Source organism: Cupriavidus gilardii, from assembly GCF_013347325.1.
Taxonomy (GTDB): domain Bacteria; phylum Pseudomonadota; class Gammaproteobacteria; order Burkholderiales; family Burkholderiaceae; genus Cupriavidus; species Cupriavidus gilardii.
Map to the genome: position 1 here is coordinate 694690 of NZ_CP054624.1, position 23576 is coordinate 718265.

Below are 23576 nucleotides of genomic sequence, written 5' to 3' on the forward strand. Positions count from 1 at the left end.
CCGATCCGGCGCCAGATGCGCGCCGGCGGACGCGTTCGCATCCCGGGCACAGAGCCAGCCCTTCCAGCCGATGCCCGACAACAAGGAGACAGCCATGCGACAGCGCACGACCCTCGATCCCGCTTTCCCCGCACCCCCGCCGCGCAGACGTTCCCGCGGCTGGCTGATGATGGCCACCGCCGCGCTGCTGCTGTCCGCGTGCGGCGGCGACGATGACGACGACCACCATGGCCACAAGCCGCCGCCTCCGCAGCCGGTGGCGGGCTGCGAGCTGAACGGCACCACCGGCGGCGAAGTGATCGTACTGCCCGGCGAGCCCGGCGCCCCCGAGGTGGCCACCGGCTACGCGCCGAAGCGCACGGTCTACGCGAAGACCTACATGGCGGTGACCAACAACCCGGTCTCGACCAAGGTGGCCTGCGACATCCTGAAGGATGGCGGCACCGCGGTCGATGCGGCAGTGGCTGCGCAGATGGTGCTGAATCTGGTCGAGCCGCAGTCGTCGGGCATCGGCGGCGGCGCCTTCATCATGCATTACGATGCGCAGACGAAGAAGGTCATCGCCTACGACGGCCGCGAGACCGCGCCGGCCGGGGCCGACGAGAACTATCTGCGCTGGAAGTCCTCGACCGACCAGACCCCGCCGCTGCCCAATGCCGTGCGCAGCGGCCGCTCGATCGGCACGCCGGGCACCTTGCGCGTGCTCGAACTCGCCCATCGCGACTACGGCAAGAAGACGTGGAAGGAGCTGTTCTCGCCAGCGATCAAGCTGGCCACCGACGGCTTCGCGATTCCGCCGCGCATGGCCGCGTCGATCTCCAGCGCCACCACCGTGCAGAACATCAAGCGCGATCCGGAGATGGCCGCCTACTTCCTGAATCCGGACGGCACCCCGCGCGCGGTCAATACGATCCTGAAGAATCCGGCGCTGGCGCAGACCTTCACCGCGGTGGCCGAGGGCGGGGCCGATGCGTTCTACAAGGACGGGCCGATCGCGCGCGCCATCGTCGACAAGATCCGCACGACCTACGACGGCGGCACCACGCCGGGCGTGACCACGCTCGACGACCTTGCCAACTACCAGGCGAAGAAGCGCGAGCCGGTCTGCACCACCTACCGGCAATACGAGATCTGTGGCATGCCGCCGCCGTCGTCGGGCGGCATCGCGGTCGGCCAGATTCTCGGCATCCTGGAGAACTTCGACATGGCCAGCCATGCGCCCACCAGCATGGACCAGAACGGCGGCAAGCCCAGCGTCACCGGCGTGCATCTGGTTGGCGAGGCGGGCAACCTGGCCTATGCCGATCGCAACCAGTACGTCGCCGACACCGACTTCGTGCCGTTGCCCGGCGGCAGCCCGGACACGATGCTCAACAAGAGCTATCTGGCCCAGCGCGCCGGCATGATCAGCCTGACCGCGGCGATGCCGCGGCCCGTGCCGGCCGGCAACTTCGGCGGGGCGCCGATGGGCGCGCCGATCATCGCCGAGCGCGGCACCACGCATCTGTCGCTGGTCGACAAGTATGGCAACGTGGTGGCGATGACCACGACGATCGAATCGGGACTGGGCTCGTACCACATGACCGGCGGCTTCCTGCTGAACAACGAGCTGACCGATTTCAGCGCGGAGCCGGTCGATGCGAACGGTGCGCAGATCGCCAACCGCGTGCAGCCGCTGAAGCGGCCGCGCAGCTCGATGTCGCCGACGCTGGTGTTCGAGCGCAAGGGCGACGGCAGCCGCGGCGACTTCAAGATGACCACCGGTTCGCCCGGCGGTGCCACCATCATCCAATACGTCGCCAAGACGCTGGTCGGCGTGCTGGACTGGAAGATGGACGCGCAGCAGGCGGTGTCGATGATCGACTTCGGTTCGAACAACGCGACGATGATCGTCGGCGGCGAGCATCCGAACGTCGATACCAGCACGCCGCAAGGCGGCCTGCCGGGCGACAACGACCCGCTGGTCAAGGGTCTGCGCAACCTGGGTCACACCGTCAGCGTGGGCAACCAGTCGAGCGGCCTCAGTGCGATCGTGCGCGAGACGATCGGCGGCGCGCCGGCGCTGGTCGGCGGTGCCGATCCGCGGCGCGAGGGCGTGGTGCTGGGCGATACGTTCCGGCCGTGATGGCGGCGCGTTAGCGCGGCAGTGAAGGGGCGGGCCGGGTCCTGTACAGCAGGCCCGGCCCGCTTCGCTTGCAGCGGTGGTTCGGGCCGGCGCCGGCAGCGCCCCGGTACAATGGCCGCTTTCCGCTTGCGCGCTGACTCTTGAATCTCTCGTCCCCATGACCACGCTAGGAACGCCCCTGTCCCCCCGTGCCACCAAAGTGATGCTGCTCGGCTCCGGAGAGCTCGGCAAGGAAGTGCTGATCGCCCTGCAGCGGCTCGGCGTCGAAACCATCGCGGTCGACCGCTACGAGAACGCGCCGGGCCAGCAGGTCGCGCACCATGCGCGCACCATCGCGATGAGCGACCCCGAACAGCTGAAGGCGCTGATCGAGGCCGAGCGGCCCGATCTGGTGGTGCCCGAGATCGAGGCGATCGCCACGCCGATGCTCGAGGCGCTCGAGGCGGCCGGCACGGTGCGCGTGATCCCGACCGCCCGTGCTGCGCGGCTGACCATGGACCGCGAGGGCATCCGCCGGCTGGCGGCCGAGACGCTGGGCCTGCCGACCAGCCCATATCGCTTCTGCGATTCGCTGCAGGAACTGCGCGACGCGATCGACGGCGGCATCGGCTACCCGTGCGTGGTCAAGCCGGTGATGAGCAGCTCGGGCAAGGGGCAGAGCAAGCTTGACGGTCCGCAGGACGTCGAGCGTGCGTGGGAATACGCGATGGCTGGCGGGCGCGTCAGCCACGGCCGCGTGATTGTCGAAGGCTTCATCGATTTCGACTACGAGATCACGCTGCTGACCGTGCGTGCCCGCGGCGCCGACGGCAACATCGAGACGCATTTCTGCGAGCCGATCGGCCATCTGCAGCAGGCCGGCGATTACGTCGAGAGCTGGCAGCCGCATCCGATGCATCCCGCCGCGTTGCAGAAGGCGCGCGAGATCGCCCGTGCGGTGACCGGCGATCTCGGCGGTCAGGGGCTGTTCGGCGTCGAGCTGTTCGTCAAGGGCGAGCAGGTCTGGTTCAGCGAGGTCAGCCCGCGCCCGCACGACACCGGCATGGTGACGATGATCACGCAGTGGCAGAGCGAATTCGAACTGCATGCGCGCGCGATTCTGGGCCTGCCGGTCGATACCGCGCTGAAGAGCCCGGGCGCGAGCGCGGTGATCTACGGCGGCGTGGAAGGGGAGGGCGTGGTGTTCGACGGCGTCGACGAGGCGCTGCGCGTGCCGCGCACCGATCTGCGGCTGTTCGGCAAGCCGGAGAGCTTTACCAAGCGCCGCATGGGTGTGGCGCTCGCCTACGATGGCGATGTCGAGACTGCGCGAGCCAACGCGCGAGAAGCGGCAGGCAAGGTGTTGCCGCGGCTGCCTGGATGATCAGCCGATGATTGGATAGCAACCGCTATTTGCACCCCTCTCCCGCTTGCGGGACAGGGGCTGGGGGAGAGGGCAAGCGCGGCCGCCATGCCGGCGCCGTTGCCCCTCTCCCCAACCCTCTCCCCGATGGGGAGAGGGAGAACACCACCGCGTTGCAGGTGGCGCGCTCATGCGAGAGGGCAAGCGCGGCCGCCATGCCGGCGCCGTTGCCCTTCTCCCCAATCCGCTGCCCGGTGGTGAGAGGGAGAACACCAACGCCGTGCGCTCACGCCGCGGCCCGTTTCGATTGCGCGCTCGTCTGCGCCATCGCCCGCGGCAGCCACATGCCGACCCACAGCCCGCGCGGCAGCGCATTGCGGGCCGCGATGCCGCCGCCGTGCGCGGCGATGCTGGCCATTGCGATGCTGAGGCCAAGCCCCGAGCCTTCGCCATCGGGCCGCCCGTCGTCGCGTACTCGATAGAAGGGCTCGAACAGATGCGGCAGCGCATCGGCCGGCACGCCCGGACCGCCGTCGACGATATCGAGCTCGAGCCGATCGCCAACACTGCGCAGCGTCACGCGAATCGGCGAGGCCGGATCGGTGTGCCGGATCGCATTGCGCAGCACGTTCTCGATCGCACTGGCCAGGCGTACGCGATCGCCCGTCACCATCGCGGGAGGCGGCGCCGTCCATTCGATCGAGACGCCACGCGCCGCGGCCTCGAAGCGCGCGTCCTCGACCACGACCTGCACCACGCCGACCAGTTCCAGCGGCTGCAACGGCAAGCCCTTGGCGCCGAGCCGGGCCAGCGTCAGCGTATGCACGACCAGGCCGTCGAGCCGCTCGATCTCGCGCGCGATCCGATCGAGTTGCACCGACAGCCGGCCATCGTCGCGCCTGGCCAGTTCGGTCGAAACCTGCAGCCGTGCCAGCGGCGACCGCAGTTCATGGGCGATACTGCGCAGCATGCGTTCGCGCGATCTGACCAGCGCTTCGAGCCGCGCCGCCATGCTGTCGAAGTCGCGCGCCAGATGCCCCAGTTCGTCGGCGCGCGCGGCCAGCGCGGGCGGCATGCGCGCACGCAGATCGCCGCCGGCCAGCGCGCGGACCGCCTCGCGCAGGCTCTGCACCGGTGCGGTGACATGGCGCGTCAGCGCCCAGCACAGCGGCGCGCTGACGGCCAGCGCGAACAGGCCGAGCGCCAGCATCACCGGCGACAGATGCAGCATCTCCCAACGCGAGGAGTCGAACGGCAGGAACACCAGCAGCAGATCCTCGCCGTCGGGCAGCGGGATCGCCTGCGGGTCCCACCAGGACACGCTGGCGCCCGGGGCCAGCGGCAGCGTGGCGCGATCGTGGTCGAGCGGCGCGCTCGCGGCGAGCGCATGGCGCGGGCGCTCCAGCGTACTGACCCAGTCATGCACCCGTGTCGGCAGGCGGCGCTCGAGGATGTCGGCGTTGTGCTCGTCGACCAGGTAGATCTGCAGCGCGGAGAAGCGCGAGTCCATCGCGCGCACCCAGCGCTCCAGCCCCGGCCGTCCCTGCGTGCGGGCGATCTGCAGCGCGTCCTGCGTCAGGCTGGCCGGATTGAGACCGTCCAGCGCCTGGAAGCGATACCAGGCGACCGATGCGGTCAGCGCCATGCCGATCGCCACGATCGCGGCCATGCCGGCCCAGAAGGCGAGGAAGTTGCGCCAGAACAGCGGCAGCGATGCCATGGCTCAAGCCACCAGCACGTAGCCGCGACCGCGCTGGTTGCGGATGACCGTCGTGGCCCCGGACCCGTCCAGCCCCAGCTTGCGGCGCAGGCTGCTGATATGCGTATCGATGCTGCGGTCGTAGCGGTCCGGCACGCGCCCCAGCGCGTATTGGCCCAGCTGTTCGCGCGCCACCACCTGTCCCGCCGAGCGCATCAGCATTTCGAGGATCCGCGCTTCCGCGCCGGTCAGCGAGGTCTCGCCATCGGCCTGCGCGACCTTGCCGGAGATCAGGTGCAAGGTCAGCCCACCGACCGTCAGCGTGTCGGGTGCGCTGTCGGGCGTGGCGTCGAAGCGGCGCAGCACCGCGCCGATGCGCGCCTTCAGCTCACGTGGGCTGAACGGCTTGGCCAGATAGTCGTCGGCGCCGAGCTCCAGTCCGATCACGCGATCGGTTTCGTCGCCATGCGCGGTGAACATGATGACCGGGCGCTGCGAACGCGCGCGATGGCGGCGCAGCAGTTCGAGCCCGTTGCCGTCGGGCAGCATCAGATCGAGCAGCGCCAGGTCGTGGTCGTCGCGCGCGAGCAGCGCCTCGCCATCGGAGCCTCGATGCACCACCGAGAATTGCCAGCGCTCCGGCTCGAAGTATTCGCGCAGCATCTGCGTCAGTTCGACGTCGTCGTCGATCAGCAGGATGCGCCTTGGCGCTTCAGGCGAGCGTACTTGCATGCGAATCGGAAAGGGTAGGCACCGTCTCCGTGAGCGGCGATCGAGCCGCGATCGCGCGTCACGTCAAGAAGTGCAAAGAAGTCAAAAGCTGTCCAAAGCCCGTTGATGAGCCCGGCGGACCACATTCTAATATGAGAATGATTGTCATTCACAAGTCCGGTTACCTGTGACGTGCCGGGCATACGGGGAAATCGCGAGCATGGGCAGTAGCAGCAGTAGCAGCAATAGCGGCAATAGGGGCAATAGCGGCAGGAAGGCGGGATCGGCGGGCAGTACGACAACGAGGGGTCAACGCAGGCCGCGCGCCGTGGCACGAGTCGCCGCCACGCTGTGCGCGGGCGGCGCGGCATGGATGGCAGGCGGTGCGTTCGCGCAGCCGGCCGCCAGCGAGGCAAAGGCGCCGGCCGCGCCGGCCATGCTCGAGACCGTGGTGGTCACCGCCTCGGGCTACGAGCAGCAGATCAAGGAGGCGCCCGCGTCGATTTCGGTGATCACGCGCGAGGCGCTGGAGACGGGTGCCTATCGCGATATCCACGATGCGCTGATCGGCGTGCCGGGCGTGGTGGTCACCGGCGGCGCCGACCGGCAGGACATCAGCCTGCGCGGCATGGGCGCGAAGTACACGCAGATCCTGATCGACGGCAAGCGCCAGAGCTCGCGCGAGACCCGCACCAACTCGGACAGCGCCGGCGTCGAGGGCGGATGGACGCCGCCGCTGGCCGCGATCGAACGGATCGAGGTGGTGCGCGGGCCGATGTCGTCGCTGTACGGCTCGGACGCGATGGGTGGCGTGATCAACATCATCACGCGCAAGGTGCCGAAGCGATGGACCGGCGAGGTGCGCACCGATGCCACGCTGCAGCAGCACAGCGCCTCCGGCAACATCTACCAGGGCAACTTCTATCTGGCCGGCCCGCTGCAGACCGATCTGCTTGGATTGCAGCTGTACGGCCAGTACACGCACCGCGAGGAGGACGACATCGCCTACGGCTTGCGCGGCCGCGATACGCGCAACGTGACCGCGAAACTCGCGCTGACGCCGAACCGCAACCACGACATCGTGCTCGAGGCAACCTCGATGCGGCAGAACATCGAGGAGACGCTGGGCCGCACCGTGGCGCCGCTGCCGCCTGGCGCAAGCTGTCCGCGCACCGGCTGCCCGGCATCGTCGGAGACCGACTACCGCAGCGAGAAATACGCGCTGTCGCACACCGGCCGCTGGGGCTTCGCGACCTCGGACAGCTATATCCAGCAGGAGGAGTTCGACAACCGCTCGCGCCGGATGAAGGTCAAGAACCTGGACATGCGCACCAGCTGGACGATGCCGCTTGGCAACCACATGCTGACCGTCGGCGCGAACTATCTGAACCAGCGCCTGAACGACCAGACCGGCAACCAGATCGCGGGCGGGCCGAACCGGGTCGAGCGTTATCAATGGGCGCTGTTCGCCGAGGACGAATGGCGGCTGACAGAGCGCTTCGCGCTGACCGGCGGCCTGCGCATGGACAAGGACGAGAAGTTCGGCGACCACTACAGTCCGCGTCTCTACGGTGTCTGGCAAGTGGCAGACCGCTGGACCGTCAAGGGCGGCGTGTCGACCGGCTTCCGCGCTCCCGACCTGCGCCAGACCGTGGCCGGATGGGGCCAGACCAGCCGCGGCGGCAATATGTACGGCAATCCAGACCTGAAGCCCGAGACCTCGGTCACGCAGGAGATCGGGCTGCTGTACGACAACGGCACGGGCTTCAACGCGGGCTTCACCGTGTTCAACAACGACTTCAGGGACAAGATCACGCGCGTCGCCTGCCCGCTCACGCAATGCACCGACGGGCCGAACCAGTTCGGCGCCAACCCGACGACCTACATGAACGTCGACAAGGCGTACTCGCGCGGCATCGAGGCGAACCTGAAGTGGCCGCTGGCGCGCGACTGGTCGCTGGTCGGCAGCTACACCTTCACCAAGTCCGAGCAGGAAAGCGGCCAGTACCAGGGCCAGCCGCTGAACCAGCTGCCCAAACACCTGCTGACGGCCACGCTGAACTGGCAGGCCACCGGCGCGCTGCGCGCCTGGACCCGCGTCAACTATCGCGGCAAGGAAAGCCAGCCGATTACCGGACCGTCGTCGACTACCGTGGTGGCGCCGTCGTACACCTTCGTCGACCTGGGCGCGACCTATGCGGTCAACAAGAACGTGTCGGTGTTCGCCGGCATCTACAACCTGCTTGACAAGTCGGTGCGCTATGCCGACTACGGCTATGTCGAAGACGGCCGGCGCTACTGGATGAGCGTCTCGGTCAAGTTCTGAGCAGTGCGGGCATGCCGTCGATTCGGTGCACGATGCCCCCCGCGACGCGGGCCTTGCGCCGCGCCCGTGCACACGCGATCGGCGCCGCCGCGCCGCTCAGGCCGCCGGCTCGGCGTGAATCTTCCCCAGCAGCCACTGCAGTCCCGCCAAATGCTGCTGGTCGTGGCTGCACAGGTAATGCACCAGGCTGCGGACCGTCAGCGCTCCATAGCCTTCGAACTCGGCCGTGCGGGCAAGCTGCCGATCGTCCAGGCCGGCGATCAGCGCGACGGTCTTCTCGCGCGCCGCGCGGAAGTCCGCGAGTACCTGCGCGGCGTCGGCCGTCGCATACGCGCGCTCGATCGCCAGCGCGTCGCCGTCGATCGACGGCAGCAGCGGGTGGGTCTCGCTCAGTGCGCGCTCAAGGCGCAGGTGATAGCCGTCGATCTCGATATCGCGAACGTGGCACAGCTGGCCGATCGGGCTGAACGGCTCGCTCGGCACGCCGTCCCAGCTGGCCGGGGACCAGTTGCGATGCGTGGCCGGAACGGCCGCAAAAAAGACTTCCAGTTGGCGCGGGAATTCGCGCAGGGCGGCAAGGGTGGCGGCGTCGATCATGTCGTGGGGCGCTTGTGCCTGGCGTGGTGGAACGCATCGATTGAACCCATCGCGCAATGTACCGAGCCACGGCACACCTGCACAAGGATGACGCCGCTGTTTCCGTCCGGCGGACCGGAACAGAGCCGCGCCGCAGCTATGCGGCCGCCGCCTCGTCGCCGGCCATCCGGTCGATTTGCCGCAACGCCTTCTCGATCTCGTCGGCATCGGTTGGCCTGACCAGCCGCGCCACTTCCTTGCCGTCGCGCAGGAATACCAGCGTCGGCCACAGCTTGATGCGGAACGAGCGGCCGAGCGGACGGCCGCTGCCGTCCTCGACCTTGATGTGCCGCACCTGCTGATGGCGCGAGAAGGCCGAGGCGATCGGCGCCTGCGCGCGCATGCAGTAGCCACACCAGGGGGCGCCGAACTCCAGCACCGCGGCGCCCGGCAGCGCGTCGATATCCTCGCGTGGCGGTTCGATCGCCATATAGGTTTCGGACATGGCCATTTGTCGTCTCCGTCGTTGTCCTCGATATCCCAGAACTAGCGAAATTCACGCCAAGGACGGCTCAAGTGTGCGGCAGGGCTGACGTAAACCCTGAATGAAACCACACTAACATCAGAATTAAGCGTCTACTGAGTCGCTTTTCTGATGATAGCCGTCCCCTGGCCCATCATGAACATCAGTCAACGTCTGCTTTTCACGCTGTTCTTTTCCCTGCTCGCCTTGCTGGTCCTCGGCATCGGCGGCATCTGGCAACTGAACCAGGCCGAACAACGCCTCGAGTACTTCAACGGAAACACGCTGACCAGTGTGCGTCGGCTCAACGCGATCAAGGACAGCACTACCGCGATCCGGGTCCAGCTGTACCGCCACGCGCTGGCCGACGATGCCGGCGCCAAGGACGAAGCCGAGAAGGAAGTCGCCAGGGCGATCGCACGTTTCGACGAGCTGGCGGCCAAATACGAGCGCGAGGACATCTCCAACGATGCCGACCGCAAGCTGCTGGAAGAAGACCGTGCCGCGCTGGCACGCTATCGCGCACAGCATGCCGCGTTCTTCGCGCTCTCGCGCACCAACGACACCGCGGGACTGCACGCGATGCTGTCCGCGGGCGAGCTGCATCTCGCTTCGGCCGCGTTGCGCAAGCAGATCGACGCGCATCTGGACTTCAACAGCAAGATGGGCGACGACGCGGTGAGCGAGAACCAGCGCGCCAGCGCTATCGCGGTGCGCGTGTTCGGCACCGTGATCGGCGTGACCGTGCTGGTGGTCGCCGTGCTCGCATGGCTGCTGTATCGCCGCATCCGCGACAGTCTCGGCGAGATGCAGGCCAGCATGGAGCATGTCAGCGAAACGCTGGACCTGAGCCATCGTTCGCCGGTGCGCCGCCTCGACGAGGTCGGCCGCACCGCGCAGAGCTTCAACGCGCTGCTCGACCGCGTCGCCGCGGCAATGCGCGAGGTGCGGCAATCGAGCGATTCGGTCGGTGTGGCCGCACGCCAGATCGCGGCCGGCAACGCCGACCTGTCGTCGCGCACCGAGCAGCAGGCCGCGTCGCTCGAGGAGACGGCGTCCAGCATGGAAGAGCTGACCACCACGGTGCGCCACAACGCCGACAGCGCTCGCCAGGCCAGCACGCTGGCCGACAACGCCGCCGCCGTCGCGCAGCACGGCCACGTCGCCACCGGCCAGATGGTCCAAACGATGGGTGCGATCAGCACCAACTCGAACCGCATCGCCGAGATCACCGGCATGATCGAGGGCATTGCCTTCCAGACCAATATCCTGGCGCTGAACGCCGCGGTGGAAGCGGCGCGTGCCGGCGAGCAGGGCCGCGGTTTCGCGGTGGTGGCCGGCGAGGTGCGCACACTGGCGCAGCGCTCGTCGACCGCCGCCAAGGAAATCAAGGAGCTGATCGACGCTTCCGTGACGACGGTACGTACCGGGTCGGCGCAGGCCGAAAGCGTCGGCGCGACCATGAACGAGATCCAGCAGGCAGTCAAGCAGGTGTCCGACATCATCGGCGAGATCGCCGCCGCCACCGGCGAACAGAGCCGCGGCATCGAGCAGGTCAACCAGGCGGTCGGCCAGATGGACCAGGTCACGCAGCAGAACGCGGCCCTGGTCGAGGAGGCGGCCGCCGCAGCGCATTCGCTGGATGAACAGGCGACGCGCCTGCTCGACACGGTGGCGATGTTCCGCCTCGCGGCGGGCCATGACGCGGCCATGCCGTCGAAGGCCCCGGCGGCTGCCCGCGCGCAGCTGGCGGCGGCTTGAAGAACTTGAAGGACCTGAAGGACTGAAGGACCTGAAAGGCTAGCTCGCGGCGACCCGCTGTACGGTGCCGCGGTTGCCGTCGACGGCCAGCATGTCGCCGTCGGCGAGCTGCGACAGGATGCCCGGCAGATTGACCACCGCCGGAATGCCGAACTCGCGCGCGACGATCGCGCCGTGCGACAGGTAGCCGCCGGTCTCCATCACCAGGCCGCCGGCGCGCAGGAACAGCGGCGTCCAGGCCGGATCGGTACTGGGGGCGACCAGGATGTCCCCGTTCGCCATCGCGGTCGCCTGTTGCGGACTGCGCGCGACGCAGGCCGGTCCGCGCGCCTGGCCGGCGCCGACCGGCGTGCCGGCCCAGCGCCCGGCGGCCGCGTCGGCTACCGACGCGGCGCTCGGTTCCGCTGACGAGAACACCGCCGGCAACGCGCCCGGCTGTTCGACGATCACCGCAGGCTCGGTCTGCCTGGCCTGCCGCGCCAGCGTGTCGGCCCGTCGTGCCGCGCGCTGGGCGGCGTGCTGCAGTGGCAGGTGCCCTTCCGCGGCAGCGAGCAGTTCGGATGCGGTCAGATGGAACACATCGTCGGGCCGCTTCCATCCGGCATGCTCACCCCCATGGGCCAACCGCGTGCCCAGCGCCAGCGCGGTGCGCCGCACTGCTTCCAGATACCGCATCAACGCACTGCGCGCCGCTTCGCGCTGATTGCATTCGCGCGTGGCCACCCGCACCATCCGCCGCAGCAGCGGCAGCATCGCGGGGCGGGCCAACGGCGGGATCGCGGTACGCAGACGCTGCCATGCCTGGCGCGCGGCATCGCGCTGGCGCTGCCGCACTGCGTCGGCGTCGCTGCCGATCATGCCGAGCACGGTATCGAGCAGATAGTCGGGCGCCTCGCGCCAGCGCGGTTGCCGCACGTAGCTTTCCGCGGTGGCCCGATGGCCGTAGCGATCCAGGAACTCGGCGAACGCGCGCCGGAATGGGCTGTCCGCAGGCAGTTGCTGTGCCCACTGCGCGCCGATCCGCTGCGGACTGCGCAGCCACGCCAGCGCTTCGGCGTCGGCCGCGGCCGTTTCCGCCAGCGCGATCAGTGCGTAGCCCTGCTGCGCTGTCACGCTCGGCTCGCCCCCGGCCATCAAGGCCGCCGTCACGGCATAGCCTTCGCCGGGGCAGTACTTGTCGACCAGATCGACGAGCCCTGCCAGCGTGCCGCCGGCCGACCCCTGCAGGAAGAACAGCGGATCGGCCTGCGCCACCGTGCGGAACTGTTCGCGCAGCAGCCCGGCCAGCGCGGCGGGCTCGTCCGGCAAGGCTTGCTCGCGCCACTGACGCGCCTGCTCGGCGGCGCGCGCCAGGGCGGCCTCGCCGAGACGCCGTTGGCCCGGCGAGCGCGCCAGATACCGCAGCATGCGCAGGCCGCGTGCAAGCCGGTCGCGCGGGCCCGGCGGCGGCACGACGATTTCCGGCTGCGTGCCGCCGAGCAGGCGGTTGACGGCGTCCGGACGCACACCCAGCGCGTCGTAGCACTCCCATTGCATCAGCGACACGTCCAGATACAGCCTGCCGTCGAACAGCGCCGCGTGCTCGGTCCCGGGCAGGATCGGATAGCCGGACAGCGCGAAGCCCAGCGTCAGCATCCGGTTGGCCATCGTGCGGCAGCCGTGCCAGTCAAGCGCGGACAGCGGGTCGGGCATGATCTCGCGGGTATTGCCGCGCGACCAGTAGCGCGGCTGCTCGCGCAGTGCCGGATAGGTGTGCCGCGCCCGCGCGGTGACGGGCCGCGCCTGCACGATCCAGAAACGCTCGCCGTCCCAGACCCATTCGATGTCGTAACGGGGATTGGCGAAGTCGAGCGCGCCGGCGGCGTCGCGCGCCAGTTCGCCGAGCGCAATGGCCTGCGCATCGGACAGTACCGCCTCGGCGGCCCGCTGCGCAGGCGTGTCGATTACCGTGGTGCCGCCGCCGGACAGCAGCTGCGTCATCCGTTGTTTGCCGCCCAGGCGGCGCGCGATGACACGCAGCGCATCGCCGCCATCGGTGCTTTCGTTGCTCTGCAGCCGGTATTCGTCGCCATCGGCCTGCCCGCCGACCAGCGCTTCACCGAGCCCCCAATGCGCGTGGATCAGCATCTGGTCGTCGCGGCCGGACAGCGGATCGCAGGTAAAGGCGATGCCGGCCGCCACCGCCGGCAGCAGCGGCATCACGACCACCGCCATCGCCGGTGCTTCCCCATCGAGGCCGAGGCGTTGCCGGTAGGCGAGCGCCGCCGGCTCCCACACCGAATCCCATGCCGCCTGCACCGCCTCGGCGACGGCATCGACGCCGGTGACGTTCAGCCGCGACAGGTGGATGCCGGCGAACGAGGCCTGCGCCGAATCCTCCTGCGGGGCCGACGAGCGGATCGCCAGCGGGGTCCGTTCCCACCCACGCACTGCCAGCTCGCGTGCCAGCGCGTCGCGCAGCGCCCGCGGCACCGGATCGCCGGCCCGCCGGCCGCGGCTGGCATCGGCGTGGATCACGAAGCCATCGGGCACCGGCACGCCGAGCCGCGCCATCAGCGCCAGTTGCCAGCCCTTGCCGCCGGCGGCAGCCGGCCCTTGCGCGGCCGCGGCGGGCCAGTCGAGCAGCAGGGCGCTCATGGTGCGCGCTCCGGCTCGGCCGCGCGTGCCGCGCCGTGGAAGAACAGGTCGACGATGGCCGCGAACTCGGCGCGCAGGTCGCCGGCGGGCGCCGCAAGCCAGCGCATCAGCGCGCCCAGGTAGAGATGGTGGAACAGCGTCGCCAGTTGTCCCGACGGCAGGTCGCGCCGCAGTTCGCCGCTCTGCTGTCCCGCCGCCATCAACGCATCGAAGGCGAGGTCCATGCCGCTGCGTCCCGGCGCGCCTTCACCGTCGCCCTGCTCGAAGCGGCCCGGTCCGAGATCCAGAAAGCGGAAGCGCAGGTAGTGCGGCAGGTAGCCGCGGCGCGCCTCGCACCAGTCGGCCGAGGCCGACAGCAGATAGCAGAGCCGTGCCTGGAAGCTGCCCAGTCCCTCCAGCGCGCCGCGCAATTGCTGAAGCCCGGCGGCCAGCTCGCCGTGGAACTGATGGGCCAGCAGCGCCTCCTTGACCGGAAAGTGGTTGTACAGCGTGCCCTTGGCGACATCGGCCTGCGCGGCGATCTGCTCCATCGTCACCGCCTCGTAGCCATGCGCCTCGAACAGATCGAAGGCGGTGGCCGCCAGATGGTCCAGCGTCTGGTAGCGCTTGCGCTGACGCCGCCCCGCGGGCGGCGGGGCGGCGCTGGCGTCGATGGGCGGGTCGAACGGGGTCCGGATGGGGCGCTGAGGCGAGGTTTCCATTTGCACGTCGCTTAAATTTGAACGTCGTGCAATTTTATGCTCCGTTCTCCTCTTGTCAAGGCATTCGATGACGGCTTACGCCGTCGTCTCGGCCTCCGTGTCGCCGATGTAGACGACCTTCTCGGTCATCGGATCGAACGGCAGCGAGCCGTGCTCGTGCACCACCAGCCACCGGCCATTGCGCTTCTGCAAGCAGACCGTGATGCGGATCCAGGTGCCGCCGGCCGGATGGTCGGGCTCGTCCACCGGCGCGATGCGGCTCAGGCAATGGCAGAAGGCCAGGTCCGCGCCAACGGTCAGCACGATGTCCTTGCGCTCGGACCGGAAGCGCCGGGGCAGATACGGAAAGCAGGCTTCCCACGTGGCGCGGTACGCGTCCACGCCTTGCAGCGCGTAGGGCGGCTTGACGTCGAACAGCGCCACATCGGGCGCATAGTTGGCCGTCATGGCGGCGGCGTCGCGCCGTTCCAGCGCGCGGGCCCAGTCCTCCATCATCTGCCTGATGGTGCGTTCATCGGTCTGCTCGTCCTTGCTGATGCTCATGATGGGCTCCTTGTCGGTTCGGTTGCGAACCCGCTTCCGGGGCCTGTCGGTACGGCCCGCGGAGCGGCTCCTATCCCTTTGTCGAGTGGGAGCGTCGCAATTCGACAATCGTCGATCCCCCGTCGCCGCCGAGCAGGCGAGGGCCCAGTGGCTTGAGGCACCCTCGACAAGACACCGGGTCCCCGCCCGCGTGGGGCGCCGGAATTTTCGTGTCTTAAAATGCACAGAACCGGGTTTGCCACCGCTGGCAGCGGCGGCAATCGCGCCGATACTTGCTGGAAGACCTGTCAGGTCGCAAACCATCGAGGAGTGCGTCATGAGAAGGGTTCGCCTTGTCGTCGTGCTGGGTGCCGTCACGCTGCTGGTCGGCGGGTGCTTTCTGCTGGGCATGGGTGACCGCGCCACGCTGACGGTGGCGCAGGGCACCGGTCCGTCGCCGACCCTGCCGCCGCCGAACAAGACGCTGTTGCCTACCGTGGACATCGCGCCGGCGATCGGCTGGCCGGCGGGCGCCCGGCCGACACCCGCGCCGGGGCTTGCAGTGACGGCCTTCGCCGACGGGCTCGATCATCCGCGCTGGCTCTACGTGCTGCCCAACGGCGACGTGCTGGTGGCCGAGTCCAATGCACCGCCCAAGCCGGAATCGGGCAAGGGCATCCGCGATTGGGTCATGAAGCTGGTGATGAAGCGGGCCGGCGCCGGCACGCCCAGCGCCAACCGCATCACGCTGCTGCGCGATACCGACCGCGACGGCGTCGCGGACAAGCGCTCGGTGTTCCTGCAGGGCCTGAACTCGCCGTTCGGCATGGTGCTGGTCGGCAACGACTTCTATGTCGCCAATGCCGATGCGCTGATGCGCTTTCGCTATCGCCCCGGCGCCGACCGTATCGACGAACCCGGCGTCAAGGTCGTGGATCTGCCCGCCGGCATCAACCACCACTGGACCAAGAACGTGATCGCCAGCCACGACGGCCGCAAGCTCTACATCACGGTCGGCTCCAACAGCAACGTCGGCGAGAAGGGCATGGAGATCGAACAGGGGCGCGCCGCGATCTGGGAGCTCGATCGCGCCAGCGGCAAGATGCGGCTGTATGCGACCGGCCTGCGCAATCCGAACGGACTGGCCTGGGAACCCGTGACCGGCCAGCTGTGGACCGCGGTCAACGAGCGTGACGAAATCGGCAGCGACCTTGTTCCGGACTACATCACCGCGGTGCGCGATGGCGGCTTCTATGGCTGGCCATACAGCTACTGGGGCCAGCACGTCGACGTACGGGTCAAGCCGCAGCGGCCCGAACTGGTGGCCACCGCGCTGGTGCCCGACTATGCGCTCGGTCCGCACACCGCATCGCTGGGAATCACGTTTGCCGACGGGCTGCGCTGGCCCGAGCCGTTCCGCGAAGGCCTGTTCGTCGGCCAGCATGGCTCGTGGAACCGCAAGCCCAAGAGCGGCTACAAGGTGATCTTCGTCCCGTTCCGCGGCGGCGTGCCCAAAGGCGAGCCGATCGATGTGCTGACCGGCTTTCTCGATGCTTCGGAGCATGCCCATGGCCGCCCGGTCGACGTCAAGGACGATCGCCGCGGCGGACTGCTGGTGACCGACGATGTCGGCAACGTGGTCTGGCGCGTCACCGCGATGACGGCAAGACGCCGATGAGGAGCGGTGCAGCGGCATGGGCGGCCGGTGTCTTGCTGCCGCTGTCGGGATGGGCCGGTGCACAGCATGCGCCCGATGCGCCGGCGCCGGCCGCCGAGCGCGCGCTGGCGCCGGTGGTCGTGACCGCCACGCGCGTCGATGCCCCGGTGTTCGATACCCCTGCATCGGCCGACGTGGTTTCGGGCGGCGCGCTGCGCGACGACAGGCCGCAGATCAATCTGAGCGAAGGGCTCGGCGCCGTGCCGGGCCTGCTGGCCAAGGACCGGCACAACTACGCGCAGGACCTGCAGTTGTCGATCCGGGGCTTCGGTGCGCGTTCGAGCTTTGGCGTGCGCGGTCTGCGGCTGTATGTCGACGGCATTCCCGCGACGATGCCCGACGGGCAGGGGCAGACCTCGAATATCGACATCGCGTCGATCGATCGCGTCGAGGTATTGCGCGGCCCCGCCTCGGCGCTGTACGGCAACGCATCGGGCGGTGTGATCCAGGTCTGGACCGAGCCCGGTGCGCGGCCGCCGCTCGTCGAAGGCAGCGTCGGCGCCGGCAGCTACGGCACGTGGCGCTATGGCCTGAAGGCCAGCGGCGCGCCCGCGCAAGGGGAGCCGGGCCTGGATTATCTGGTCAGCGCCTCGCGTTTCACCACCGAGGGGTATCGCGACCACAGCGCGGCGCGCAAGAACCTCGGCAATGCGCGGCTGACGTGGCGACCCGATGCCGACAGCAGCTGGACGCTGGTGGCCAATGCCGTCGAGCTGAGCGCGCAGGACCCGCTCGGGCTGACACGGGCGCAGTTCGACGGCGCGCCGCGCTCGGCGCCGCTGGCCGAACAGTTCGACACGCGCAAGACGGTGCAGCAGGCGCAGGGCGGCCTGCGTCACGAACGCCGGATCGACGCCGACAACACGCTGATGGCGATGGTCTACTACGGCCGGCGCGAGACCCGCCAGTTCCTGTCGATTCCTCCGGCGGCGCAGCGCAGCCCGTTGTCGGCCGGCGGTGTCATCGATCTGGCGCGCGACTACGGCGGCGCGGACCTGCGCTGGACGCACCGTGGCCAAATTGGCCGCATGCCGCTGACGCTGATCGGGGGGCTCGCCTACGACTCGATGGAGGAAAGGCGCCGCGGCTACGAGAACTTCATCGGCAGCACGGAACAGCCGGTGCTCGGCGAGCAGGGCGGCCTGCGGCGCGACGAGCGCAATACCGTCTGGAATTTCGATCAGTATCTGCAGGCATCGCTGGACGCGAGCCCGCGCTGGACCGTCGAAGCGGGATTGCGCCACAGCACGGTGCGCTTCTCGTCGAGCGATCGCTATATCGTCGGCGCCAATGGCGACGACAGCGGCGCCGTGCGCTACGACAAATGGTTGCCGGTCGGTGCGGTGCGCTATCGCGCCAGCGAATCGCTGAATCTGTATGCGACCGCGGGACGCGGCTTCGAAACGCCAACGCTGAACGAGATCTCGTATCGGCCCGACGGTTCGGCCGGCCTGAATTTCGCGCTGCGCCCGGCCACCAGCACCTCGGTGGAGATCGGCGCCAAGCACAAGCTTGCCGGCGGCCTGCTGACGGCGGCGCTGTTCCAGACCCGCACCGATCAGGAGATCGTCACCGCCACCAGCAGCGGCGGCCGGGCCAGCTATCGCAATGCCGGCCGCACGCTGCGCCAGGGCGTGGAACTGGGCTGGAGCGGCGCGCTGCGGCGGCATTGGCAGGCGCAGCTCGCGTACAGCTATCTGGATGCGACCTTCCGCGACACGGTGCCGCCCGGCATCGTCGCCGGCAACCGTCTGCCCGGCACCGCGCGCCACGCTGTCTATGGATCGCTCGCCTGGGCCCCGCCGCGCGGCTGGCGCGCCGGCATCGATCTGCGCTACCTGAGCGCCGTGCCGGTCGACGATCGCAACAGCGATCGCGCGCCCGGCTATTTCGTGACCGGCATCCACGCCGGTTACACCATGCCCGTCGGCCGCTGGACCCTCAATGCGTTTGCGCGGATCGACAATCTGTTCGATCGCCGCTATGCGGGATCGGTGATCGTCAACGATGGCAATGGGCGCTATTTCGAGCCGGCGGCCGGCCGCAATGCGTTTGCCGGCGTATCGCTGTCGTATGCGTTCTGATTCCCCATCGCGGTAAATGCTCCGTTAATTGGAGGCGGCGGAAAAAAGCAAGAGCGTTCGCAAAAATGGATCGGTGTTTCAGGTCTTACAATATGTCACGCCTTTCCAGAGGGGCGGGAAATTATGCTCAAGATTCCCCATAAGGAAATCAAGGAGAGGGAAATGAGAACCAATTTCAAATACCGGGGGCTTGCATTCGGCGTCGCCGCTTCCGCTGCAATCCTGGCCGCCTGCGGTGGCGGCGGCGATGACGATGGCGGCGGCACCGGTACGCTCAGCGTGTCGATGACCGATGCGCCGGCCTGCGGCTTCGACCATGTCTTCGTCACCGTCGACAAGATCCGCGTCCATACCAGCGCCAACGCCGAGGATGGCACCGGCGGCTGGGCCGAGATCGATGTCAATCCCTCCCGCCGCATCGATCTGCTGTCGCTGCAGAACGGCACGCTGACCAAGCTGGGCCAGACCGTGCTGCCGGCCGGCCAGTATCAGCAGGTCCGCCTCGTGCTCGATCGCAATACCGGCAATTCGCTGGCCAATTCGGTGGTGCCGACCGGCGGCGCCGAACAGCCGCTCGATACGCCGAGCGCCACGCAAAGCGGTTACAAGATCATCCGTCCGTTCACCGTGCAGCGCGACACGCTGGTCGACCTGGTGCTGGACTTCGACGCGTGCCGCTCGATCGTGCAGCGGGGCAACGGCTCCTATGCGCTGAAGCCGGTGGTGACCGCGGTGCCGCTGGTGGTCAGCGGCGCGATCCAGGGCTACGTTTCGCCGGCGCAGGCGGGCGCCACCGTCTATGCCCAGCAGAATGGCGTGACCATCAAGGGTACGCTGGCCGACAGCAATGGCGCCTTCACGCTGTCGCCGCTGCTGCGCAGCAGCGATGCGGGCAACTACAGCGTCGTGGTGGTGCAGAACGATCGTGCGACCGGCGTGATCCAGAACGTGCCGGTCACCGCGCAGGCCACCACCACGGTGTCGACCTCGGCGGCGCCGATCGCGCTGCCGGCCTCGCCGATGCGCCGGATCACGGGCGCGGTGCTGCCCGCCTCCGCGCAGGCCTTCGTGCAGGCGAAGCAGAATGTCGCCGGCGCTCCGATCGAAGTGGCCGTCGCCAATGCGAACTTCGATACCGGCGCTTATCAGTTGAACGTGCCCAACGCCGCGCCGCTGGCAGGCACCTATCAACCGACGCTGCCGATCGTGCTGAGCGCGGATACCGCCGCGGCAGGCAGGTACACTGTCACGGCGACATCGATCACTGGCGCCACGCTGAGCACCGACCGCGACGTGTCGGCGGCCGATGCGACGGCGAACTTCCAGTTTTGATGAGCTGAACCCACAGATGGACGACAAGGAAAATATGATGAAGTCGATGAAGGCAATTTGCGCGCTGCTGCTCGGCGCCGGCACGATGCTCGGTGGCTGCGCCGTCTATACCCCGCACGGTGCGGTGGTCACGCCGGGCGCGGTCGTGGTCGATCCGGGTCCCGGCCCGTATCACTGCCCGCCGGGACAGGCCAAGAAGGGACGCTGCTGATCGCGGCGACAGGTTGGCGATCCGCCGACCGCCACGGTAAGGATGGGCCTGCGGGCCCATCTTTTTTTGCCTGCTTTTGCCAATACGGCCGGTGGCAATTGCTCAATCGCGGATCAGCTTGTCGAGCTTGCCGTGGACGCTGGCCCAGACCTCGTGCTCCGGCAACGGCCCCTTTGCCTGCGTCAGCCGTTTCCATTCCGGCTTGCGGGCCAATTCCGCGTTGATGGCAACGAAATGGCGCTGGTCGTCGGGAAGCATCTCTTCGGAATAGATCGCGCCCACCGGACATTCGGGCACGCACATCGAGCAATCGATGCATTCGTCCGGGTCGATCACGAGGAAATTCGGCCCTTCGTGGAAACACGACATCGGGCAGACTTCGACGCAATCGGTATAGCGGCACTGGATGCAGGCATCCGTTACGACAAACGTCATGGGGCAACGCGCAAGAACGGCGGGGACAACGAAAAACCCGATGCTAGCGCGCGAGCCGGCGGATGTGCCGGCCCGGGTTTGTGCGACACCATCAAGAACTTTCAAGCCATGCGATGACGCGGGCGGGCGCCTGCCGGACCGCCAATAAAAAGGTTCATCGAGGAATACCGGGGAAGGCAGCGCGGATTTTGAGGAAGAAGTACTCCTCATCGCGATAGCCGTAAGCGCGCCGCTTGATGACCTTGATGGTGTTATTGATGCCTTCGACGACGCTGGTGTTCAGCGGGTGCCGGCACCGGGCCACAATGCCGTGCCAGTAGCCGCTCAAGCGATGGGCGAACTGCTGTAACGGACCAATACCGCTTTGCTGCGCTTGCTCAAACCAGTTGTGCCATGCCCGCTGCGCCCATCCCGGGCGGCGGTAGAACCACAGCCGCTTGAGTTCGTCGCGCAGGATGTAGACCGTCATCAACGGTCGGTTCGCAGCCAACACCTCGTTCAGATGAATGGCCTGACCCTCGCTCAGATTGGCCCGATTGCGCAGCAGGAGCCAACGCGTCGACTTCAGAACGCGTCGCGCCTGCCTGTCGTGGCGTAGCCGATTGGCTTGATCGACCCGAACCCGATCAATGACCTCGCGTCCATATTTGGCCACGATATGGAACAAGTCATAGACGACTTCGGCCTGCGGGCAATGCTCGCGGATCTCGAGTTCATATGCCGTCGTCATGTCGATGGCAACCGCTTCAATCCGCTCTGCCGCGCCCGCTGGCAGTTGCTCGAAGAAGGCGCGCGCCGTCTCGCGTGAACGGCCCTTGCCAATCCACAGCACCTGCCGGCCGATCGGGTCCACGACGACCGTGGCGTAGCGGTGGCCCTTATGCAGCGCAAATTCGTCCATCGCCAGATAGCGGATGTTGGCCCAGTCCGGCTCCGTCACCGCCTCGCGCAAGCGCGCCTTGTCGATGGACTTGATCGTGTGCCACCCAAGCTCATAGAACGCGGCGACAGCGCGCACCGAGCAGTCGCGCAACAGTCGACCACAAGCCTCGGCCAGGCGCGCTGTCACGCGCTGATAGCGCCCGAGCCAATCCAGCCGCTCCAGCCGCGGGCCGCCACATTGATCACACCAGACACGCCGGCGCGGCACGTGTAGAACGACGCGATAGTCGAAAATCGGCAGGTCTCGTACCCGCCGAACGGTGGTCTCGTGTACCTGCTTGCAGCGCGCGCCGCATTCCTGGCAGTGCATGACCTTGCTGGTCGGCTTCAGATAAAGCGATAGCGTCCGACTGTCGCCTTCGGGCCAGACTACCCGCTCAAGACGGTATCCGGTCCAGCAACCCAGCGCCTGCAACGTCTTCCGATCCAGCATTCCCGCTCCTGACCCCTGAAATAACAGGCATCAAGCATACGAAAAACCGGAACCCTTCACGGAATTCTGCGAAGAACCAATAAAAAGGGGCCGGTAATACTACCGGCCCAACGTCCTTGCACCCATGAAGAAGACAAGGTCGATATGATCGTTCGCGCGGCGGCGCGCCCTGGCGCCGCCGCATGCCCGCATGGCGGGCGTTCGAGGCTTCGCTTAGAAGCGGTGACGCATGCCGATCGTCACGCCGGTCTGGTTCTCGCCGGCCTGGGCGGTACCAGCGCCGTTCAGGCCCCGGTCCGAACCGTCCTTGTTGCGCACGTAGCCGACGTTCAGGTAGACGTCCGTGCGCTTGGACAGCGAGTAGTCGGCGGACAGCACGAACATCCACGGATCGGCACCGGTGTTCTTGGTGTCTTCGTAGTAGGCCGCGCCGGTCAGGCTGAAGGCCGGGGTGAACTTGTAGCGAGCGCCGGCCCAGTACAGGTTGCTGCGGGTGCTGGTGTCGGTCAGCGCGCCGAGGCCTTCGTCGCGCATCCAGCGATAGCCGGCGAACACCTTGGCGGCGCCGAATTCGTAGGCGGTACCGACCGCCAGGCGCTTGGCCGCGCGGTCCTGCAGCGCGACGGTGGCGCCCTGGTACTGGTCGTAGGCGGTGCCGATCGAGAAGCCGCCCGCTGCATACGACAGGCCGCCGCCGAACTGGCGCGCCACCTTGGCTTCGCCCGGCACTTCACCGTTGTTGTCGCGGCCGAAGCTGTAGAAGCCCGTCGCGGTCAGGCCACCGAACTTGCCGGTGTACTTGATGTTGTTGTCGGCGCGGCCGTTGAATGCCGAATCGACGCTGTTCAGCGAGTAACGCGGACCGACGCCCATCGGGTCGAAGGCGCCGAACAGGTCGTACAGCGCGTTCTGCTGACGGCCCAGCGAGATGGTGCCGAAGTTGCCTTGCAGGCCGACATAGGCGGCGCGGCCGAACAGGCGACCGCCCTGGGCCGAACGGCCGGTGTCGATGTCGAAGCCGCTTTCCAGCACGAACAGACCCTTCAGGCCGCCGCCCAGGTCCTCGGTGCCGCGCAGACCCCAGCGCGAGCCCGACAGGTTGCCCGAGTTCATGCGCACGGCGGTGTCGCCGCCGCCGGCACTCGGCGCGTTGCTGATGACTTCGATGCCGGCATCGACGATGCCGTACAGCGTGACGTTGGTTTGGGCGGACGCTGCGCCGGAGGCGGCGGTGGCAGCGGTCGCGGCCAGCGCGAGGAGGGCTTTCTTCACGGTGTGTTCTCTTTTGACTGGTGATGGAAGACTGAAGAGGTCTGCCGCCGGCAGCGTGGCGCGGGTTCGACCCGTGAACCCCTGCCGGCGCAAACGGGGGCGATCTTCGCTTGCTTTTATGACACCTATAAGTAAGGTGAAAATCACGTTGTAAAAAAGCCGCAGTGCCATCCCGTTACGGCGTGCGGGGTCCGTGAAGACTTCGGATCAAACAGAGATGAAAAAGG

The 23576-nt window shown here is 67.9% G+C and carries 18 protein-coding genes; 8 read left to right on the forward strand and 10 right to left on the reverse strand.

Annotated elements, in window-relative coordinates; translation table 11 throughout:
* Nucleotides 1-94: 94 nt before the first annotated feature.
* Together FOB47_RS03300 and purT are read left to right on the forward strand one after the other, a co-directional pair.
* The gene (locus tag FOB47_RS03300) at nucleotides 95-2125 is read left to right on the forward strand and encodes a gamma-glutamyltransferase family protein (protein WP_174779943.1); all 2031 of its coding nucleotides are present in this window, start codon (nucleotides 95-97) and stop codon (nucleotides 2123-2125) included.
* Nucleotides 2126-2282: 157 nt separating this feature from the next.
* A complete protein-coding gene (gene purT / locus FOB47_RS03305; protein ID WP_174779944.1) occupies nucleotides 2283-3488 on the forward strand; it encodes a formate-dependent phosphoribosylglycinamide formyltransferase in 1206 nt (401 codons plus the stop codon).
* 265 nt (nucleotides 3489-3753) lie between these two features.
* Here the strand turns inward: purT and FOB47_RS03310 are convergent, their stop codons facing one another.
* Nucleotides 3754-5187: a sensor histidine kinase gene (locus FOB47_RS03310; protein WP_174779945.1), complete on the reverse strand. Its 1434-nt coding sequence runs from the start codon at nucleotides 5185-5187 to the stop codon at nucleotides 3754-3756.
* A gap of 3 nt (nucleotides 5188-5190) precedes the next feature.
* Complete coding sequence (locus FOB47_RS03315; protein ID WP_174779946.1) at nucleotides 5191-5898, reverse strand: response regulator transcription factor; 708 nt, start codon at nucleotides 5896-5898, stop codon at nucleotides 5191-5193.
* Nucleotides 5899-6250: 352 nt separating this feature from the next.
* Here FOB47_RS03315 and FOB47_RS03320 point away from each other — a divergent pair, with 352 nt between their 5' ends.
* Entirely contained in the window at nucleotides 6251-8203 is a 1953-nt protein-coding gene (locus tag FOB47_RS03320; RefSeq protein WP_174780851.1) for a ligand-gated channel protein, read from the forward strand.
* 96 nt (nucleotides 8204-8299) lie between these two features.
* On the opposite strand, the gene FOB47_RS03325 is transcribed toward FOB47_RS03320, so the two are convergent.
* Both FOB47_RS03325 and FOB47_RS03330 read right to left on the reverse strand, forming a co-directional pair.
* Nucleotides 8300-8800: a DinB family protein gene (locus FOB47_RS03325; RefSeq protein ID WP_390884819.1), complete on the reverse strand. Its 501-nt coding sequence runs from the start codon at nucleotides 8798-8800 to the stop codon at nucleotides 8300-8302.
* A 136-nt stretch (nucleotides 8801-8936) separates the two neighbouring features.
* A complete protein-coding gene (locus tag FOB47_RS03330; protein WP_174779947.1) occupies nucleotides 8937-9290 on the reverse strand; it encodes a thioredoxin family protein in 354 nt (117 codons plus the stop codon).
* A gap of 168 nt (nucleotides 9291-9458) precedes the next feature.
* Here FOB47_RS03330 and FOB47_RS03335 point away from each other — a divergent pair, with 168 nt between their 5' ends.
* Nucleotides 9459-11063 (forward strand): methyl-accepting chemotaxis protein, encoded by a 1605-nt coding sequence (locus tag FOB47_RS03335; RefSeq protein ID WP_174779948.1) that lies wholly within the window; start codon nucleotides 9459-9461, stop codon nucleotides 11061-11063.
* A gap of 39 nt (nucleotides 11064-11102) precedes the next feature.
* Here the strand turns inward: FOB47_RS03335 and FOB47_RS03340 are convergent, their stop codons facing one another.
* The 3 genes from FOB47_RS03340 to FOB47_RS03350 form a co-directional block, all read right to left on the reverse strand.
* Nucleotides 11103-13700: a PEP/pyruvate-binding domain-containing protein gene (locus FOB47_RS03340; RefSeq protein WP_174779949.1), complete on the reverse strand. Its 2598-nt coding sequence runs from the start codon at nucleotides 13698-13700 to the stop codon at nucleotides 11103-11105.
* Nucleotides 13697-14401 (reverse strand): TetR/AcrR family transcriptional regulator, encoded by a 705-nt coding sequence (locus tag FOB47_RS03345; RefSeq protein WP_244959274.1) that lies wholly within the window; start codon nucleotides 14399-14401, stop codon nucleotides 13697-13699. The genes FOB47_RS03340 and FOB47_RS03345 overlap by 4 nt, the downstream gene beginning before the upstream one ends.
* Before the next feature lie 75 nt (nucleotides 14402-14476).
* Complete coding sequence (locus tag FOB47_RS03350; RefSeq protein WP_174779950.1) at nucleotides 14477-14944, reverse strand: YybH family protein; 468 nt, start codon at nucleotides 14942-14944, stop codon at nucleotides 14477-14479.
* Nucleotides 14945-15260: 316 nt separating this feature from the next.
* Here FOB47_RS03350 and FOB47_RS03355 point away from each other — a divergent pair, with 316 nt between their 5' ends.
* From FOB47_RS03355 to FOB47_RS03370, 4 genes are all read left to right on the forward strand, one after another.
* On the forward strand, nucleotides 15261-16601 hold the full coding sequence (locus tag FOB47_RS03355; RefSeq protein WP_174779951.1) for a PQQ-dependent sugar dehydrogenase: 1341 nt from the start codon (nucleotides 15261-15263) through the stop codon (nucleotides 16599-16601).
* Nucleotides 16598-18724 (forward strand): TonB-dependent receptor family protein, encoded by a 2127-nt coding sequence (locus FOB47_RS03360; RefSeq protein ID WP_244959275.1) that lies wholly within the window; start codon nucleotides 16598-16600, stop codon nucleotides 18722-18724. The genes FOB47_RS03355 and FOB47_RS03360 overlap by 4 nt, the downstream gene beginning before the upstream one ends.
* 162 nt (nucleotides 18725-18886) lie before the next feature.
* Nucleotides 18887-20056 carry a DUF4382 domain-containing protein gene (locus FOB47_RS03365; RefSeq protein WP_174779952.1) on the forward strand — a complete coding sequence of 390 codons (1170 nt, stop codon included), beginning with the start codon at nucleotides 18887-18889 and terminating at the stop codon, nucleotides 20054-20056.
* 16 nt (nucleotides 20057-20072) lie between these two features.
* Nucleotides 20073-20267 carry a hypothetical protein gene (locus tag FOB47_RS03370; protein ID WP_006576741.1) on the forward strand — a complete coding sequence of 65 codons (195 nt, stop codon included), beginning with the start codon at nucleotides 20073-20075 and terminating at the stop codon, nucleotides 20265-20267.
* Between the two features lie 102 nt (nucleotides 20268-20369).
* Here FOB47_RS03370 and fdxA read toward each other — a convergent pair whose 3' ends face one another.
* The 3 genes from fdxA to FOB47_RS03385 all read right to left on the reverse strand — a co-directional run bounded on the left by fdxA (nucleotide 20370) and on the right by FOB47_RS03385 (nucleotide 23349).
* Nucleotides 20370-20702 (reverse strand): ferredoxin FdxA, encoded by a 333-nt coding sequence (gene fdxA, locus FOB47_RS03375; RefSeq protein ID WP_053824200.1) that lies wholly within the window; start codon nucleotides 20700-20702, stop codon nucleotides 20370-20372.
* A gap of 154 nt (nucleotides 20703-20856) precedes the next feature.
* A complete protein-coding gene (locus FOB47_RS03380; protein ID WP_174779953.1) occupies nucleotides 20857-22077 on the reverse strand; it encodes an ISL3 family transposase in 1221 nt (406 codons plus the stop codon).
* Nucleotides 22078-22290: 213 nt separating this feature from the next.
* Entirely contained in the window at nucleotides 22291-23349 is a 1059-nt protein-coding gene (locus FOB47_RS03385) for a porin (RefSeq protein ID WP_174779954.1), read from the reverse strand.
* Between the last annotated feature and the right edge of the window lie 227 nt (nucleotides 23350-23576).

What these genes read in the sequence shown, in the direction of transcription:
- FOB47_RS03300 (WP_174779943.1), top strand. Translation starts at nt 95, where the DNA reads ATGCGACAGCGCACGACCCTCGATCCCGCTTTCCCCGCACCCCCGCCG.
- purT (WP_174779944.1), top strand. Translation starts at nt 2,283, where the DNA reads ATGACCACGCTAGGAACGCCCCTGTCCCCCCGTGCCACCAAAGTGATG.
- FOB47_RS03310 (WP_174779945.1), bottom strand. Translation starts at nt 5,187, where the DNA reads ATGGCATCGCTGCCGCTGTTCTGGCGCAACTTCCTCGCCTTCTGGGCC.
- FOB47_RS03315 (WP_174779946.1), bottom strand. Translation starts at nt 5,898, where the DNA reads ATGCAAGTACGCTCGCCTGAAGCGCCAAGGCGCATCCTGCTGATCGAC.
- FOB47_RS03320 (WP_174780851.1), top strand. Translation starts at nt 6,251, where the DNA reads ATGGCAGGCGGTGCGTTCGCGCAGCCGGCCGCCAGCGAGGCAAAGGCG.
- FOB47_RS03325 (WP_390884819.1), bottom strand. Translation starts at nt 8,800, where the DNA reads ATGATCGACGCCGCCACCCTTGCCGCCCTGCGCGAATTCCCGCGCCAA.
- FOB47_RS03330 (WP_174779947.1), bottom strand. Translation starts at nt 9,290, where the DNA reads ATGGCCATGTCCGAAACCTATATGGCGATCGAACCGCCACGCGAGGAT.
- FOB47_RS03335 (WP_174779948.1), top strand. Translation starts at nt 9,459, where the DNA reads ATGAACATCAGTCAACGTCTGCTTTTCACGCTGTTCTTTTCCCTGCTC.
- FOB47_RS03340 (WP_174779949.1), bottom strand. Translation starts at nt 13,700, where the DNA reads ATGAGCGCCCTGCTGCTCGACTGGCCCGCCGCGGCCGCGCAAGGGCCG.
- FOB47_RS03345 (WP_244959274.1), bottom strand. Translation starts at nt 14,401, where the DNA reads ATGGAAACCTCGCCTCAGCGCCCCATCCGGACCCCGTTCGACCCGCCC.
- FOB47_RS03350 (WP_174779950.1), bottom strand. Translation starts at nt 14,944, where the DNA reads ATGAGCATCAGCAAGGACGAGCAGACCGATGAACGCACCATCAGGCAG.
- FOB47_RS03355 (WP_174779951.1), top strand. Translation starts at nt 15,261, where the DNA reads ATGAGAAGGGTTCGCCTTGTCGTCGTGCTGGGTGCCGTCACGCTGCTG.
- FOB47_RS03360 (WP_244959275.1), top strand. Translation starts at nt 16,598, where the DNA reads ATGAGGAGCGGTGCAGCGGCATGGGCGGCCGGTGTCTTGCTGCCGCTG.
- FOB47_RS03365 (WP_174779952.1), top strand. Translation starts at nt 18,887, where the DNA reads ATGAGAACCAATTTCAAATACCGGGGGCTTGCATTCGGCGTCGCCGCT.
- FOB47_RS03370 (WP_006576741.1), top strand. Translation starts at nt 20,073, where the DNA reads ATGGACGACAAGGAAAATATGATGAAGTCGATGAAGGCAATTTGCGCG.
- fdxA (WP_053824200.1), bottom strand. Translation starts at nt 20,702, where the DNA reads ATGACGTTTGTCGTAACGGATGCCTGCATCCAGTGCCGCTATACCGAT.
- FOB47_RS03380 (WP_174779953.1), bottom strand. Translation starts at nt 22,077, where the DNA reads ATGCTGGATCGGAAGACGTTGCAGGCGCTGGGTTGCTGGACCGGATAC.